Origin of the sequence: Cellulosimicrobium sp. 72-3, assembly GCF_013127315.1 — a bacterium.
Taxonomy (GTDB): Bacteria; Actinomycetota; Actinomycetes; order Actinomycetales; family Cellulomonadaceae; genus Cellulosimicrobium; species Cellulosimicrobium funkei.
Genome location: NZ_CP053419.1, coordinates 959,661 through 973,507, shown reverse-complemented (window position 1 = coordinate 973,507; position 13,847 = coordinate 959,661). Strand labels below are relative to the sequence as shown.

Sequence of the window (13,847 nt, the reverse complement as noted above, 5' to 3'; positions counted from 1 at the left end):
CCTTCGAATGTTAGCGCTCACAACCGGCGAGGCCAACTCCCTCCGCGCTCGCCCGTGCGAGCGCGCGGTCAGTCGCGCGGCGTGCCCGTGCTCTCGCGCACCATGAGCTCGGGCGGGATCGAGACGGGACGGACCGTCGCGCCCGCCAGCGCGTCGATCATCATCCCCATGCACCGGCGACCCAGGGACCCGAACGGCTGGCGCACCGTCGTCAGCGGCGGGATGAAGTGCCCGGCGCCCGCGACGTCGTCGAACCCGACCACCGAGACGTCCGCCGGCACCCGCACGCCCTGCTCCCAGAACGCGCGCAGCAGGCCGAGCGCGAGCTGGTCGTTGCCCGCGAACACCGCCGTCGGGCCGTCGCCCGCGCGGACCGCGGCCGCGAGCTCGCGCCCGACGGCGTACCCGCGGTCCGACGACCAGTCGCCCCGCACCGGCTCGGGCACCGGGGCGCCGTGCTCCTCGAGCGCGGCGCGCCAGCCCGTCTCGCGCTCGCGCGCGTCGAACCAGTCGAGCGGCCCGGACAGGTGGAGCACCGTGCGGTGGCCCAGGCCGAGCAGGTGCTCCGTCGCGACGCGCGCACCCAGGCGCTGGTCCACGGCGATGGACAGGATCGCCCCCGGCGCGCCGAGCGCACCGGGCGCGGGGCGCACGACGTCGGTCGCCTCGCCGTCCGCGGGGAGGTCGCGCGCGGCGATCATGATGACGGGGACGGGTGCGCGGAACGAGTCGACCGCCGCCGCGACGTCCGTCTGCGGCGCGATGACGACGATGCCCTCGACGCCCTGGTCCATGAAGTGCTCGAGCACGCGGTGCATCGTGTCGGCGTCGTAGCGCCGGATCGTCGCGACGCTCACGAAGTAGCCCTGCTCGCGGGCGGCCTCCTCGACCGCGATGAGGGTCGACGTCGGCCCGTACAGCGCGGAGCCGGTGGTCACCACGCCGATCGTGCCCGAGCGCATCGTCACGAGGGCGCGCGCCGCGCTGTTGCGGCGGTAGCCGAGCGTCGCGATCGCGTCGAGGACGCGGTCGCGGGTCTCGGGCCGCACGCTCGGGTGGTCGTTGAGCACGCGGGACACGGTCTGGTGCGAGACGCCGGCGAGCCGTGCGACGTCCGACATCGCGGGCGGGCGCGTGCGGGGCGACGGCCCGTCGCTCACGACCCCGCCCCCTCGGTCCCCGCGCGCGGCGCCGGGGCGTCCGCGAGCGCCGCCGCGAGCTCGGCCGAGCGGTCGCGCGCGGCCTCGAGCGCGTCGAGGAACGCGGCGCGCACCCCGCCGGCGTCGAGACGGCGCAGGGCCGCGACCGTCGTGCCGCCCGGCGAGGAGACGCGCTCGCGCGCGATCGCCGGGTGCTCGCCCGTCTCGCGCAGCATCGTGGCCGCGCCGTGCACGGTCGCGGTCGCGAGCTCGAGCGCCGTCGCGCGCGTCAGGCCGAGCAGCACGCCCGCCTCGGCGAGCGCGTCGATGACGTAGAAGACGTACGCGGGCCCGGAGCCGGAGAGCGCGCCGACGGCGTCCTGGTCCTTCTCCGCGACGCGCACGACGAGGCCCGTCGAGGTGAGGAGCCGCTCGACGAGCGCGACGTCGTCGTCGTCCGCCGCGCTCCCGCCGCTCACGGCGCTCACGCCCGCGCCCACGACGGACGGCGTGTTCGGCATGACCCGCACGACGGCGGTGCCCGCGGGCAGCCGCTCCTCGTAGAAGGCGGTCGGGAGGCCGACGACGACGCTCACGACGACCGTGCCCTCGCCCACCGCGTCGTGGACCTCGGCGAGCAGCGCGGCCACGTCCTTCGGCTTCACCGCGACGACGACGACCCCGGCGCCGCGCACGGCCTCGACGTTGTCGCGCGTGGTCCGGACGCCGTGGCGCGCGGCGAGCTCGTCGGCGCGCTCGGGCCGGCGGACCGTCGCGACGACGTCGTCGGGTCGCCACCCCGACGCGAGCGCACCCGCGAGGACGGTCTCGCCCATGACGCCCGTGCCGAGGACGGCGAGCCGGGGCGCGGAGGGGGTGGGCAGGTCGGTCATGGGCGATCAGCTCCCGGGAGTCGGTGAAGGGCATTCTTGCGCACCCGGAGAGTCCGGGCCGCCGCGAGGGCCCCGGTGCTCAGAGCGGGAAGGCGGCGTAGACGTCGGCCACCACGTCGGCGGGCCCCGTCGCCTGGAGGACGGCCGTGTCGTTGCGCCACGTGACGGTGGCCCGGCCGTCGCCCGCGTCGGTCACGGCGTACCGGCCCGCGACCTCCCCGGCGACCTCGACGTCGCCCTCCTCCGTGGGCGTGCCCGCCGCGGCGACGAGGTCGTCCGCCGCGGCCTCCGCCTCCGCGGACGTCGGCCACTGGCCCGCGACGACGGTGACCCGGGTCGCGTCGTCCCCCTCGCCGTCGGCGTACTCGAGCTGGTACGCCTCCAGGGCGCGCGCGGCGGTCCACGCGTCCGTCGCCGAGTCGCTGCGGAGCACGAGGTCGAGCACGGTGTCCGGGAGCGCCCGCGCGAACGCGGTCGTGCCGGTGCGTGCCACGGGCTCGAGCGTCGGCGTGGGCGGGTCGGCGGTGACGGTGACCGTCGGCTCGGGCTCGGCCGCGGCGTCCGAGCGGGCGAACCCCGGCCACACCCAGGCGAGGAGCGCCAGCACGAGACCGACGACGACCAAGAGACCGACCAGCACGACGAGCCGGCGACGCCGGTACACCGCCGCCGACGGGGGGCGGGAGTGCCTCCGGTCCCGCGCGCCCGTCGCGTCGGCGGGACGGCGGGGACCCGACGCGCCCGCCGTCGCCCCAGGGCGCGCCGGGGTGGCGGCCCGTCCTGGCGTGCCCCCGCCGGGCGGCTGGCTCATCGCGCGCACCTCTCTGCTCCCGGCCGTCCTCGTGGGCCGCCGATCCTCCGGGGCGTGGCCCCGCGGCCCAGCGTAGGACGCGCGCGGGCCCGACCCCCTGCGGTGACGCGGGGTGTCGTCCGGGCGGAGCGGGTTCACCCGGTCGTCGTGCCCCGGCGTCCGCCTCGGGGACCGCCCGCCGGGAACCGCCCGCCCGGGACCGTGGGCCACGGGCCGCCGGCCGGCGACGTCAGTCGGGGCGTCGCTCGGTGCGCACCGCGCGCTCGCGGTGCTCCGCCCGGGCCCGCGCGCGCGACGTGGCGATCGACACCAGGACGCCGACGACGACGAGGTCCAGCACGATCTGGACCATCGCCACCATCTTGGCGGCCTCGCCCGTCGGGTGGACGTCGCCGTAGCCGACCGTCCCGAGCGTCACGACGGCGAAGTACAGGGCGTCGGTCCGGTTCTCGATCCCCACGAACTGGTCCGCGAGGAGGTAGTAGACGAGGGCGAAGAACGTCACGACCGGCAGCAGCAGGCCCATGACGGACTGGACCCGCACGCTCGGCGTCTCCCACGCGCGGAGCTGGCGCCGCACCTGGACCACGAGGAGCCCGCACAGCAGCGCCAGCCCGACGCCGAAGGAGACGAGCTGGACCACCTCGGGCGCGTCGTCGTCGGGCAGCGGCACGCCGTAGTAGACCGTGAGGCACGCGGCCGTCGAGGTCACCGTGAGGATCGGCGTCCACCACGGGCTGTCGTGCGGGAGGCCGCGCTTGCGCATGGGCCCAGCATCCCGCGCCGACGCCCGCTCGTCGCGGCGTGCGGCGGCGTGCCGGTGTCAGGGGTGCTGGCTAGGTTGGGGCGCGTGACGTCGCCGACCACCGCGGCCCGCTCCGCGGCCGCCAAGCGAGCCCGCCCCGCCTACCGCTGCAGCGAGTGCGGGTGGACCACCGCGAAGTGGGTGGGCCGGTGCGGCGAGTGCCAGGAGTGGGGCACGGTGACGGAGGACGCCCCGGCCGCCTCGGGCCCCCGCACCACGGCCGTGTCCCCCACGCGCTCCCCCGCGCGCCCCATCGGCGAGATCAGCGTCGAGGCCGCGCGCGCCACGCCCACCGGCGTGTCCGAGTTCGACCGCGTGCTCGGCGGCGGCATCGTGCCGGGCGCCGTCGTGCTCCTCGCCGGGGAGCCGGGCGTCGGCAAGTCGACGCTCCTGCTCGCCGTGGCGAGCAACGTCGCCGCGGGCGGCTCCGACCTGCCGACGGTCCGGCCCGCCGGAGAGCGTGCGCCCGCGGAGCCTGCGCGCCCCGCGCCCGTCCCGCGGCGCGTCCTCTACGTCACGGGCGAGGAGTCGGCCGGGCAGGTGCGCCTGCGCGCCGAGCGCGTCGGCGCCCTCGCGCCCGGGCTGCTGCTCGCGGCCGAGACGGACCTCGCGACCGTCCTCGGGCACATCGAGGCCACGGAGCCCGACCTGCTGGTCGTCGACTCCGTGCAGACCGTCGCGTCCGCGCAGGTCGAGGGCGCGCCCGGTGGCGTGAGCCAGGTGCGCGAGGTCGCGGCGTCGCTCATCGCCGCGGCGAAGGCCCGCGACCTGCCCGTGATCCTCGTCGGTCACGTCACGAAGGACGGCTCGGTCGCCGGCCCGCGCACGCTCGAGCACCTCGTCGACGTCGTGTGCCAGTTCGAGGGCGACCGGCACTCGCGCCTGCGCCTCGTCCGCGCGGTGAAGAACCGCTACGGGCCCACGGACGAGGTCGGTTGCTTCGACCTCACCGAGAACGGGATCGTGGGGCTCGCCGACCCGAGCGGCCTCTTCCTCTCGCACACCGGCGCGGGCGTACCGGGCACGTGCGTCACCGTGACGCTCGAGGGCCGCCGGCCGCTCGCGCTCGAGATCCAGTCGCTCGTCGTGCCGAGCTCGCTGACGAACCCGCGCCGCACCACGAGCGGCGTCGACTCGAGCCGCCTCGCGATGATCCTCGCCGTCATGCACCGCCACGCGGGCGTGCGGCTCGTCGACCAGGACGTCTACGCGTCGACCGTGGGTGGCGCCAAGGTGACCGAGCCGGCCGCCGACCTCTCGATCGCGCTCGCCGTCCTGTCCGCGCGGGAGGACGAGGCCCTCCCGCAGGGCACCGTCGCGTTCGGCGAGGTCGGCCTCGCCGGGGACATCCGACCGGTCGCCGGCCTCGACCGCAGGCTGGCCGAGGCCGCGCGGCTCGGCTTCACGCGCGCCGTCGTGCCGCGGGGGTCGTTCCCGCGCCCCGTCGAGGGCATGACGATCCACCCGGCGCGGCACCTCGGCGAGGCGGTCGAGCTCGCGCGGAGCTAGGCGGACCACGACCCGGTCCCCGGCGAGCCGGGGCCGGTCAGGTGCCCGGCGCGCCGCCGACGCTCACCGCGGCCCGGCCGAGCCGTACGCGCCGAGACCGGATCGTGACCGCTTTGTGGCGTGGCGCCGGGGTTTTCCGGAGGTGCGGAGGGGCTCGCAGCGTAGGATTCCCCCGTGGCCAACTCCCCCGCGCACCCCGACGAGCTGCTCCGGGAGACCCTCGCCGCCGTGGCACCGGGCACCGAGCTCCGTGACGGTCTCGAGCGCATCCTGCGCGGCCGGACCGGCGCGCTCATCGTGCTGGGCCTGGACAAGGTCGTCGAGGAGATGTGCTCGGGAGGCTTCCAGCTCGACGTCGGGTTCTCCGCGACGCGGCTGCGCGAGCTGTCGAAGATGGACGGCGCCGTCGTGCTCGACCGCGACGCCAACCGCATCCTGCGCGCGGCCGTCCAGCTCCTGCCTGACCCGACGATCGAGACCACCGAGTCCGGGACGCGGCACCGCACCGCCGAGCGCGTGGCCAAGCAGAGCGGTTTCCCCGTCATCTCGGTGAGCCAGTCGATGCGGATCGTCGCGCTGTACGTTGGCGGGCAGCGCCACGTCCTGGAGGACTCCGACACGATCCTGTCGCGCGCCAACCAGGCGCTCGCGACGCTCGAGCGCTACCGCGCGCGCCTCGACGAGGTGTCCGGCACGCTGTCCGCGCTCGAGATCGAGGACCTGGTCACGGTGCGCGACGTCTGCGCCGTCGTGCAGCGCCTCGAGATGGTCGCGCGCATCTCCGAGGAGATCGCCGGCTACGTCATCGAGCTCGGCACCGACGGCCGCCTCCTCGCGCTCCAGCTCGACGAGCTCATCGGCGGCATCGGCTCGGACCGCGAGTTCGTCATCCGGGACTACGTCGACCTGGGCCGCAAGGACCGTTCGCTCGCGGAGGTGCAGAAGGCCCTCGGGGGCCTCGACTCCACGCAGCTCCTCGACCTCGGCCAGATCGGGCGCGTGCTCGACCTGCCGGGCGGCGGCGACGCGCTCGACGCGGCGGTCGCCCCGCACGGGTACCGCCTCCTGTCGAAGGTGCCGCGCCTGCCCGCGACGATCATCGACCGGCTCGTGGCGCACTTCGGCGGCCTGCAGAAGCTCCTCGCGGCGAGCATCGACGACCTCATGACCGTCGACGGCGTCGGCGAGCAGCGGGCCCGCGCGGTGCGCGAGGGCCTGTCCCGGCTCGCGGAGTCGAGCATCCTCGAGCGCTACGTCTGACGCTCCGACCGTCCGCACGACGCACACGGAGGGGACCGTGGACCACGTCGACGAGTGGTCGGCACTGGCCGACGCCTGGGCGCGCTGGTGGGCGCCCGCCGCCGAGCCCGCGCAGCGGGCGATCCTCGACGCCGCGGGCGTCGGGCCGGGCTCCCGCGTGCTCGACGTCGGGTGCGGCACGGGCGAGCTCGTCGCCCTGGCCGTGGCCCGCGGGGCCGAGGCGGCCGGGTGCGACGCCGCCGCCGGGATGGTCGACGTCGCCCGGCGCCGCAGCCCGGGCGCGGACCTGCGCGTCGCGCAGGCGGAGCGACTCCCCTGGCCGGACGACTCCTTCGACCTCGTGACGCTCGTCAACGCGCTCGCCTTCACCGACGTCGCGAGGACGCTCGTCGAGTGCCGCCGCGTCGGTGGGCTGGTCGCCGTCGCGACGTGGGCCGAGGACGCGCTCAACGACCTCACCGTGCTCGAGCGCGCGGTCGCGGGCGAGGACCACGAGCCGAGCGACGAGAGCCGCGAGGAGGGGCACCTCGGCGCGCTCCTCGCGGAGCACGGCTTCACGCCGGTGACGGAGGGCGTCGCGGACGCGCCGATGGTGCTCGCCGACGCGGACGACGTCGTCGCCGCGATCATGTTCGGCGAGTCGGACGAGCTGCGCGCCGAGCTCCGCCCCGACGTGCTCCGCGCCGCGCGACCGTTCCGTCGTCCCGACGGGTCCTACCTGCTGCGCAACGCCTTCCGCTGGGCCCTCGCCCGCCGCTGACGCCCGCGCCCGGGAGCGTCCGAAAGGCCCCTCCCAGAGGCGGGTCAGCGCCCCGGGCGGGGGCGGCGCCGCCGGTCTACGCGCCGCCGGCCGGAGGATCGGACGGGGCAGGCGGCTCGGCGCCCTCGGCGGGCGCCGTCCCCTCGGCCGGCGGCGTCCCGTCCGCCGGGGCCGTCCCGTCGGCGGGAGCGGTCCCGTCCGCCGGGGCGCCCTCCGGCGGGGTGGTCCCGTCCGCCGGGGCGGTGGGCTCGGCCGGGTCCGGCGTGGGCGCGGGCGGGGCGAGCAGGGTGAAGGTCACGGGCTCGCTCGTCGCGCCGTCGACGCCGGCGATGCTCACCACCGCCGTGTACGTGCCGGGCGCGACCTCGGGCTGGTCGGGCGCGCAGCCCTCGACCGAGCGGTGCCGGTCCCACCGCACGAGCCGCGACGGGTCCTCGTCGCCCGTGCTCATGAGCAGCAGGCGCTCGGTGGACCCGCAGTGGGCCGACGACCACACGAGCTCGTCGCCCGAGTAGACGAGCACCTGGCGGCCCGCGTCGGAGCCGTCGACGAGGCACGGCCGCCCGCCGGAGTGCCGGACGGTCACGTCGAGCTGCACGGCGCGACCGGGCTCGTACTCGGCGGCGTTCGTCGTCACGGCGAGCTCGAGCGACGCCGCCGTGCAGTCGCGGGGCGGCCCCGCCGCCTCGGGCGTGGGGGGCGGGGACTTGCCCTCCTGCGCGCTCGCGTCGCCGCTCAGCAGCGGCCCGACGGCGCGGACGGCCACCTGGCCGAGCAGCACGAGGCCGACGACGAGCGCCACGAGCAGGAGGAGCGCGACGAGCCGACGCCGCACCAGGGCGGCGCGCGTGGGAGCGCCCGGCCCGGTGCTGGGGCGGGTGCTCGGCCTCGGGGTGCGGTCGGTCCGCGGCGTGCTCACGGGTCCTCCGTCGTGCTCGTGCTGGTCGGGACCACGCTAGCCGCGGCGCCGCCCCGCGGGGCCGGTGCCGCGCCGACGGCGGCCCAGGTCGGGGCACAATGTGTGCGGCCCGACCCCGACCCTCCCGAGGACCCACCACCCGTGCCCGCCCCCACCCCCCGCCCGGCGCGCGCCGACGACCCCGTCCGCACGGCGCCCTCGACCGCGCTCTCGACCGCGCCCTCAGACCCGCACGCGGGGCTGAGGGGCGCCGTCGGGCGCTGGTTCGGCGCGACGGCCCGCGACCTGCCGTGGCGGGCCGCGGACCGCACCGCGTGGGGCGTGCTGGTGAGCGAGGTCATGCTGCAGCAGACGCCGGTCGTGCGGGTCGAGCCGGCGTGGCGGGCGTGGATGGAGCGCTGGCCCGAGCCGGCCGACCTCGCCGCCGCACCGACCGCCGACGTGCTGCGCGCGTGGGGCCGGCTGGGCTACCCGCGGCGCGCGCTGCGCCTGCAGGAGTGCGCGCGGGCGATCGTCGAGCGGCACGACGGCGAGGTGCCCCGCGGCGAGGAGGCGCTGCGCGCGCTGCCGGGGGTCGGCGAGTACACCGCCGCGGCGGTCACCGCGTTCGCGCACGGGCGCCGCGCGGTCGTCGTCGACACGAACGTGCGCCGTGTCCTGGCGCGCGCGGTCGGGGGCGTCGCGCTGCCCGCGCCGTCGTACACGGCCGTGGAGCGCGCGACCGCCGCCGCGGTCGCCCCGCCCGACGACGACGACGCGGTGCTGTGGGCCGCCGCGTCGATGGAGCTCGGCGCGCTCGTCTGCACGGCGCGCGCGCCCCGGTGCGGCGTCTGCCCCGTCCGCGACGCGTGCGCGTGGCGCCTGGCCGGCCGTCCCGGCGACGAGCACGCGGCCCGACGCCGCACGCAGGCCTGGGCCGGCACCGACCGGCAGGCGCGGGGCCGGGTCATGGCGGCGCTGCGCGACGCGCCGGGCCCGGTGCCGCGCGGCGTCGTGGCCGAGGTGTGGCACGACGCCGCGCAGCTCGACCGGTGCGTCGCGAGCCTCGTGGAGGACGGTCTCGTCGAGCAGGAGGACGGGCCGGGCGGGGTGCTCTACCGGCTCCCCGTCTGACGCGGCGGGCGGGCCGTCAGCCGCGCGCGACGTCCGCAGCCCGGTCGCGGTCGAGGTCGGCGGGGCCGCCGGGGACGGCAGGGCCGTCGAGGTCGAGCAGCATCCGCGTGTTGCCGAGCGTGTTGGGCTTCACGCGCGCGAGGTCGAGGAACTCCGCGACGCCGTCGTCGTGCGAGCGCAGGAGCTCGGCGTACACCTCGGGGGACACGGGCGTCCCCTCGATGGTGCGGAAGCCGTGCGCGCGGAAGAAGTCGACCTCGAACGTCAGGCAGAACACGCGCCGCAGGCCGAGGGCGCGAGCGCGGGCGACGAGCTCGACGACGAGCGCGTGCCCCACGCGGTGGCCGCGCCACGCCGGGTCCACCGCGAGCGTGCGGATCTCCGCGAGGTCGTCCCACATGACGTGCAGCGCCCCGCACCCGACGACGCGCCGCGCGTCCGCGCCGTCCGCCGCGTCCGGGTCCGGCACCTCGGCGACGACGAACTCCTGGACCGCCTCGTAGTACCCGACCATCTCCTTGGCCAGGAGGATGCGGTCCTCGGCGTAGGGCTGCACGAGCGCACGCACCGTCCGCACGTCCGCGGGCAGGGCGGGACGGACACGGACGGCGGAGGTCGTGGGCACCGCGACACTGTACGCGCGCGGAGCACCCGCTGCATAGTCATGCATCGGAACGCATATGTGCACTGGGTGCTCAGGAGCCCCCGACGAGGTGGGCCGCCGTGATCTCGTCGACGACGAGGTCGGTCACCACGCCCGCGCGCAGGGCTGCGCGCAGGGGCGCCACCTTGTTGTCGCCCGCGACGGCGCACACCCGCCGCGGCACGCGCCGCAGCTCCTCGGGGGCCGGCCCCGTCGCGCGCTCGTTGAGCGCGATGTCGCGGTAGGTCCCGTCGGCGCGGAGGAACACGGTGCAGACGTCGCCGACGACGCCCTCGGCGTCGAGGACCGCGATGTCGTCGGGGTCGAGGTACCCCGCGGAGTACACGTGCGACGGCACACCGCCCGCGACGGCCCCGACGGAGAAGAGCGCGATGTCGGCCCGGTGCTGCACGTCGAGCACGCGGCGCACGGACCGCTCGCGCCACATCGCGCGCTTCGTCTCCGCGTAGTCGAAGAACGCGGGCACTGGGAAATGGTGCACGTGGGCGTCGAACGCGCTGCCGAAGCCGGCGATGAGGTCGCCCGCGTAGTGCACGCCCGACGTCCGCGTGTTCGCCGCCCCGTTGAGCTGCACGACGGCGCTCCCCCGGGTCGGCTTGCGCGGCAGGTGCCGGGACACGGCCGAGAGCGTCGTGCCCCACGCGATCCCGAGGATCATGTCGGAGTCGAACCACGTCGACAGCAGGCGCGCGGTCGTCAGCGCGACCTGCTCGAGCCGCTCGACCTGCGGCGCCTGGTCGGGCACGGGGACCACGTAGGCGTCGATCCCCCACGTGCTCGCCAGGTGCTGCCCGAGCCCCGGCCCGCGGCTGCGCGCGGGGCGCAGCGAGATCTCGACCAGGCCCGTGTCGCGCGCCCGCTTCACCAGCCGCGACACGGTGGACCGCGACGTGTGCAGGTGCTTGGCGATCGCCTCCATCTTCATGTCCTGGAGGTAGTACATCGACGCCGCGCGCAGGACGTCCTGCTCCCGATCGACCATCGCGGTCTCCTTCCCGTCAGCCCCATTCTGCACGTTCGTGCACCACGGTTGCGCGGGCGTTCGCCGCGTGGTGGTCTGGACCGTGTGCCTCCGCGCCGGAGACCCCGGTGCACGCACGGCGGTTCCCGCTCGCGCACCCTGGTCGGGCGTGGGACCGTCGCTGTGAGCGCACCGTGGGCGCGATCGTCCCGCGGCGTGCCGCAGCACCGAGGGACGAGAGAGGAAGACGGATGGCATCCACGAGACTCACCGCGGACTCCCGGCGGCAGGCGCTCGCCGCGCTCGAGGCCAGCACCAGCGCGGACGCCGAGCTCGACGTCCTCGTGATCGGCGGCGGGGTCACCGGCGCTGGGATCGCGCTCGACGCGGTCACGCGCGGGCTCTCCACCGCGATCGTCGAGGCGCAGGACTGGTCGGCAGGGACGTCGAGCCGGTCGAGCAAGCTCGTGCACGGCGGCCTGCGCTACCTGCAGATGCTCGACTTCCACCTGGTCAAGGAGGCGCTCACCGAGCGCGACCTCCTGCTCAAGGAGATCGCGCCGCACCTCGTGCGCCCCGTCCCCTTCCTGTACCCGCTCGAGCACCGCGTGTGGGAGCGTGCCTACGTCGGCGCCGGCATCGCGCTCTACGACACGCTGGCGAGCGTCGCGCCCGGTCGCCGCGCGATGCCGCTGCACCGGCACCTGTCGCGCAGCCGCATGGAGAAGAAGTTCCCCGACCTCGCGCACGACGCGGCCGTCGGCGCCGTCCAGTACTGGGACGCGTCGGTCGACGACTCCCGACTCGTCTCGACGCTCGTGCGCACCGCGGCGTCGTACGGCGCGCACGCGGCCTCCCGCACGCAGGTCGTCTCGCTCACCAAGGGCTCGACGGGCGCCGTGAACGGTGCCGTGCTCCAGGACCTCGAGACGGGCCGCGAGATCACCGTCCGGGCACGCGCCGTCATCAACGCGACCGGCGTCTGGACGGAGGACACCGAGGCGCTCGCCGGCAGCGAGGGCGGGCTGCGGGTCCTCGCGTCCAAGGGCATCCACATCGTCGTGCCGCGCGAGCGCATCAAGGGCCAGGTCGGGCTGATCCTGCAGACCGAGAAGTCGGTCCTGTTCGTCATCCCGTGGTCCCGGTACTGGGTGATCGGCACGACCGACACCCCGTGGGAGCAGGAGCTCCAGCACCCCGTCGCGACCGCGGCCGACATCGACTACGTGCTCGAGCACGCGAACGCCGTGCTCGCCCACCCCCTGACGCGCGACGACATCATCGGCACGTGGGCGGGCCTGCGGCCGCTGCTCCAGCCGGGCACCAAGGAGGGCACCAGCTCCGCGAAGGTCTCGCGCGAGCACACGGTCGCCTCCCCGACCCCGGGCCTCACGGTCATCGCCGGCGGCAAGCTCACCACCTACCGCGTCATGGCGAAGGACGCGGTGGACTTCGCGATCGGCCAGCGCGCGAGCGCCCTGCCGTCGATCACGCACAAGATCCCGCTGCTCGGCGCCGTCGGCCTCGACGCCGTGCGTCGCCAGGCGCGGCCCTGGGCGTCCCGGTACGGCTGGACCCCGGCCATGGTCGACCACCTCCTGCACCGGTACGGGTCGAACCTGCGCGAGCTCGTCGAGCTGTGCGAGGCGCAGCCCGACCTCGCCCGCCCGCTCGAGCACGCGCCGGCCTACCTGCGCGCGGAGGTCGCGTACGGCGTCTCCCACGAGGGGGCGCTGCACCTCGAGGACCTGCTGCTGCACCGCACGCGGCTCAACTACGAGGTGCCCGACCGGGGCCTCGCCGCGCTGCCCGAGATCGCGGCCGTCGCCGCCGAGATCCTCGGGTGGGACGACGCGACGCGCGACGCCGAGATCGCGAGCTACACCGCCCGCGCGGAGGCCGAGGCGGCCGCCGAGCAGGCGCCCGACGACGCGTCCGCCGAGCGCACCCGGCTGGAGGCGCCCGACGTGTCACCGCTCCAGCCGCTCCGCACGACCTGACAGCTGCACATCGCCGCGAGCGAGCCCCGGGGGCTGACCGACGGGTCGGCCCCCGGGGCCCCGCACACCGACCCCACGGGGCGCACGCCGACGGGCGGACCGACCCGAGGACCCGACGCTCAGGTGCGTCGGGACGGTTGAGACAGAGAAGTCCACCACGAAAGAGAGAGCACGATGGATCAACTCCTCATGAACGCCTTCTGGTCCGAGATACTCGGCACGGCGACACTGATCCTCCTCGGCGCGGGCGTCGTCGCGAACGTCGTCCTCCCGAGGACCAAGGGCTTCAACGGCGGCTGGCTCCTCATCAACTTCGGATGGGGCCTCGCGGTCTTCGCCGGCGTCTACGTGGCCTACAAGTCGGGTGCGCACCTCAACCCGGCCGTGACCATCGGCCTCTTCACCGCCCAGGAGCCGTTCTTCTCCGCGACCGGCCCCGAGGGGCTCGTGACGGCGACCATCGAGCCGACGGTCGGCAACATGTTCCTGTACTTCGGGGCCCAGATGATCGGTGCCTTCGTCGGCGCCGTGCTGGCGTTCCTGGCGTACAAGAAGCACTTCGACGAGGACGCGCCCGGCGCGACCAAGCTCGCGGTGTTCTCCACCGGCCCGGAGATCCGCTCCTACGCGTGGAACTTCGTCACGGAGGTCATCGCGACGTTCGTGCTCGTGTTCTTCGTCGTGGCGTCCGGCAAGACCCCGTCGGGCCTGGGGCCGCTCGCGGTCGCGCTCATCGTGGTCGGTATCGGCGCGAGCCTCGGTGGTCCCACCGGCTACGCCATCAACCCTGCCCGTGACCTCGGTCCCCGCATCGCGCACGCGGTGCTGCCGATCCGGGGCAAGGGCTCGAGCGACTGGGCCTACGCCTGGGTCCCGGTCGCCGGTCCGCTGGTCGGCGGCGTCCTCGCCGGCCTGCTCGGGGCCGCCTGGGTCTGACCGACCCGGACGACCGGACCTCTCCCCCGCGTGACCGGGGAGCCGGGGGCCTCCCCGGTCACGCGACCCGCGCCGTC

Annotated in this window: 13 protein-coding genes; 6 read left to right on the top strand and 7 right to left on the bottom strand. The window is 75.9% G+C overall.

Annotated elements, in window-relative coordinates:
* Positions 1 to 68: 68 nt before the first annotated feature.
* From HKK73_RS04425 to HKK73_RS04410, 4 genes are all read right to left on the bottom strand, one after another.
* Positions 69 to 1,121: a LacI family DNA-binding transcriptional regulator gene (locus HKK73_RS04425; RefSeq protein WP_034655503.1), complete on the bottom strand. Its 1,053-nt coding sequence runs from the start codon at positions 1,119 to 1,121 to the stop codon at positions 69 to 71.
* A gap of 35 nt (positions 1,122 to 1,156) precedes the next feature.
* Positions 1,157 to 2,032 (bottom strand): pyrroline-5-carboxylate reductase, encoded by an 876-nt coding sequence (proC, locus tag HKK73_RS04420; protein ID WP_171467522.1) that lies wholly within the window; start codon positions 2,030 to 2,032, stop codon positions 1,157 to 1,159.
* A 79-nt stretch (positions 2,033 to 2,111) separates the two neighbouring features.
* Complete coding sequence (locus HKK73_RS04415; protein ID WP_171467521.1) at positions 2,112 to 2,843, bottom strand: hypothetical protein; 732 nt, start codon at positions 2,841 to 2,843, stop codon at positions 2,112 to 2,114.
* A 229-nt stretch (positions 2,844 to 3,072) separates the two neighbouring features.
* Positions 3,073 to 3,609, bottom strand: a complete 537-nt coding sequence (locus tag HKK73_RS04410; RefSeq protein ID WP_085388456.1) for a potassium channel family protein — start codon at positions 3,607 to 3,609, stop codon at positions 3,073 to 3,075.
* A gap of 84 nt (positions 3,610 to 3,693) precedes the next feature.
* Here HKK73_RS04410 and HKK73_RS04405 point away from each other — a divergent pair, with 84 nt between their 5' ends.
* The 3 genes from HKK73_RS04405 to HKK73_RS04395 all read left to right on the top strand — a co-directional run bounded on the left by HKK73_RS04405 (position 3,694) and on the right by HKK73_RS04395 (position 7,177).
* Positions 3,694 to 5,157, top strand: a complete 1,464-nt coding sequence (locus HKK73_RS04405; RefSeq protein WP_171467520.1) for a DNA repair protein RadA — start codon at positions 3,694 to 3,696, stop codon at positions 5,155 to 5,157.
* Between the two features lie 174 nt (positions 5,158 to 5,331).
* Positions 5,332 to 6,417 carry a DNA integrity scanning diadenylate cyclase DisA gene (gene disA, locus HKK73_RS04400; protein WP_034654928.1) on the top strand — a complete coding sequence of 362 codons (1,086 nt, stop codon included), beginning with the start codon at positions 5,332 to 5,334 and terminating at the stop codon, positions 6,415 to 6,417.
* A 37-nt stretch (positions 6,418 to 6,454) separates the two neighbouring features.
* Positions 6,455 to 7,177: a class I SAM-dependent methyltransferase gene (locus HKK73_RS04395; RefSeq protein ID WP_171467519.1), complete on the top strand. Its 723-nt coding sequence runs from the start codon at positions 6,455 to 6,457 to the stop codon at positions 7,175 to 7,177.
* Positions 7,178 to 7,253: 76 nt separating this feature from the next.
* Here HKK73_RS04395 and HKK73_RS04390 read toward each other — a convergent pair whose 3' ends face one another.
* A complete protein-coding gene (locus HKK73_RS04390) occupies positions 7,254 to 8,096 on the bottom strand; it encodes a hypothetical protein (RefSeq protein ID WP_171467518.1) in 843 nt (280 codons plus the stop codon).
* 141 nt (positions 8,097 to 8,237) lie between these two features.
* Between HKK73_RS04390 and HKK73_RS04385 the strand changes: the two genes are divergently transcribed.
* On the top strand, positions 8,238 to 9,209 hold the full coding sequence (locus HKK73_RS04385) for an A/G-specific adenine glycosylase (protein WP_371810584.1): 972 nt from the start codon (positions 8,238 to 8,240) through the stop codon (positions 9,207 to 9,209).
* 16 nt (positions 9,210 to 9,225) lie between these two features.
* Here HKK73_RS04385 and HKK73_RS04380 read toward each other — a convergent pair whose 3' ends face one another.
* Both HKK73_RS04380 and HKK73_RS04375 read right to left on the bottom strand, forming a co-directional pair.
* Positions 9,226 to 9,879, bottom strand: coding sequence for an amino-acid N-acetyltransferase (locus HKK73_RS04380; RefSeq protein WP_051876880.1), 654 nt, complete (start codon positions 9,877 to 9,879; stop codon positions 9,226 to 9,228).
* Between the two features lie 25 nt (positions 9,880 to 9,904).
* Entirely contained in the window at positions 9,905 to 10,855 is a 951-nt protein-coding gene (locus tag HKK73_RS04375) for a sugar-binding transcriptional regulator (RefSeq protein ID WP_034655252.1), read from the bottom strand.
* Between the two features lie 230 nt (positions 10,856 to 11,085).
* Between HKK73_RS04375 and HKK73_RS04370 the strand changes: the two genes are divergently transcribed.
* Positions 11,086 to 12,834, top strand: a complete 1,749-nt coding sequence (locus HKK73_RS04370) for a glycerol-3-phosphate dehydrogenase/oxidase (RefSeq protein WP_137281564.1) — start codon at positions 11,086 to 11,088, stop codon at positions 12,832 to 12,834.
* A 174-nt stretch (positions 12,835 to 13,008) separates the two neighbouring features.
* The gene (locus HKK73_RS04365; RefSeq protein ID WP_085388461.1) at positions 13,009 to 13,770 is read left to right on the top strand and encodes an MIP/aquaporin family protein; all 762 of its coding nucleotides are present in this window, start codon (positions 13,009 to 13,011) and stop codon (positions 13,768 to 13,770) included.
* The last annotated feature ends 77 nt before the right edge of the window (positions 13,771 to 13,847 follow it).

What these genes read in the sequence shown, in the direction of transcription:
- HKK73_RS04425 (WP_034655503.1), bottom strand. Translation starts at nt 1,121, where the DNA reads ATGTCGGACGTCGCACGGCTCGCCGGCGTCTCGCACCAGACCGTGTCC.
- proC (WP_171467522.1), bottom strand. Translation starts at nt 2,032, where the DNA reads ATGACCGACCTGCCCACCCCCTCCGCGCCCCGGCTCGCCGTCCTCGGC.
- HKK73_RS04415 (WP_171467521.1), bottom strand. Translation starts at nt 2,843, where the DNA reads ATGAGCCAGCCGCCCGGCGGGGGCACGCCAGGACGGGCCGCCACCCCG.
- HKK73_RS04410 (WP_085388456.1), bottom strand. Translation starts at nt 3,609, where the DNA reads ATGCGCAAGCGCGGCCTCCCGCACGACAGCCCGTGGTGGACGCCGATC.
- HKK73_RS04380 (WP_051876880.1), bottom strand. Translation starts at nt 9,879, where the DNA reads ATGCATGACTATGCAGCGGGTGCTCCGCGCGCGTACAGTGTCGCGGTG.
- HKK73_RS04375 (WP_034655252.1), bottom strand. Translation starts at nt 10,855, where the DNA reads ATGGTCGATCGGGAGCAGGACGTCCTGCGCGCGGCGTCGATGTACTAC.
- HKK73_RS04370 (WP_137281564.1), top strand. Translation starts at nt 11,086, where the DNA reads ATGGCATCCACGAGACTCACCGCGGACTCCCGGCGGCAGGCGCTCGCC.
- HKK73_RS04365 (WP_085388461.1), top strand. Translation starts at nt 13,009, where the DNA reads ATGGATCAACTCCTCATGAACGCCTTCTGGTCCGAGATACTCGGCACG.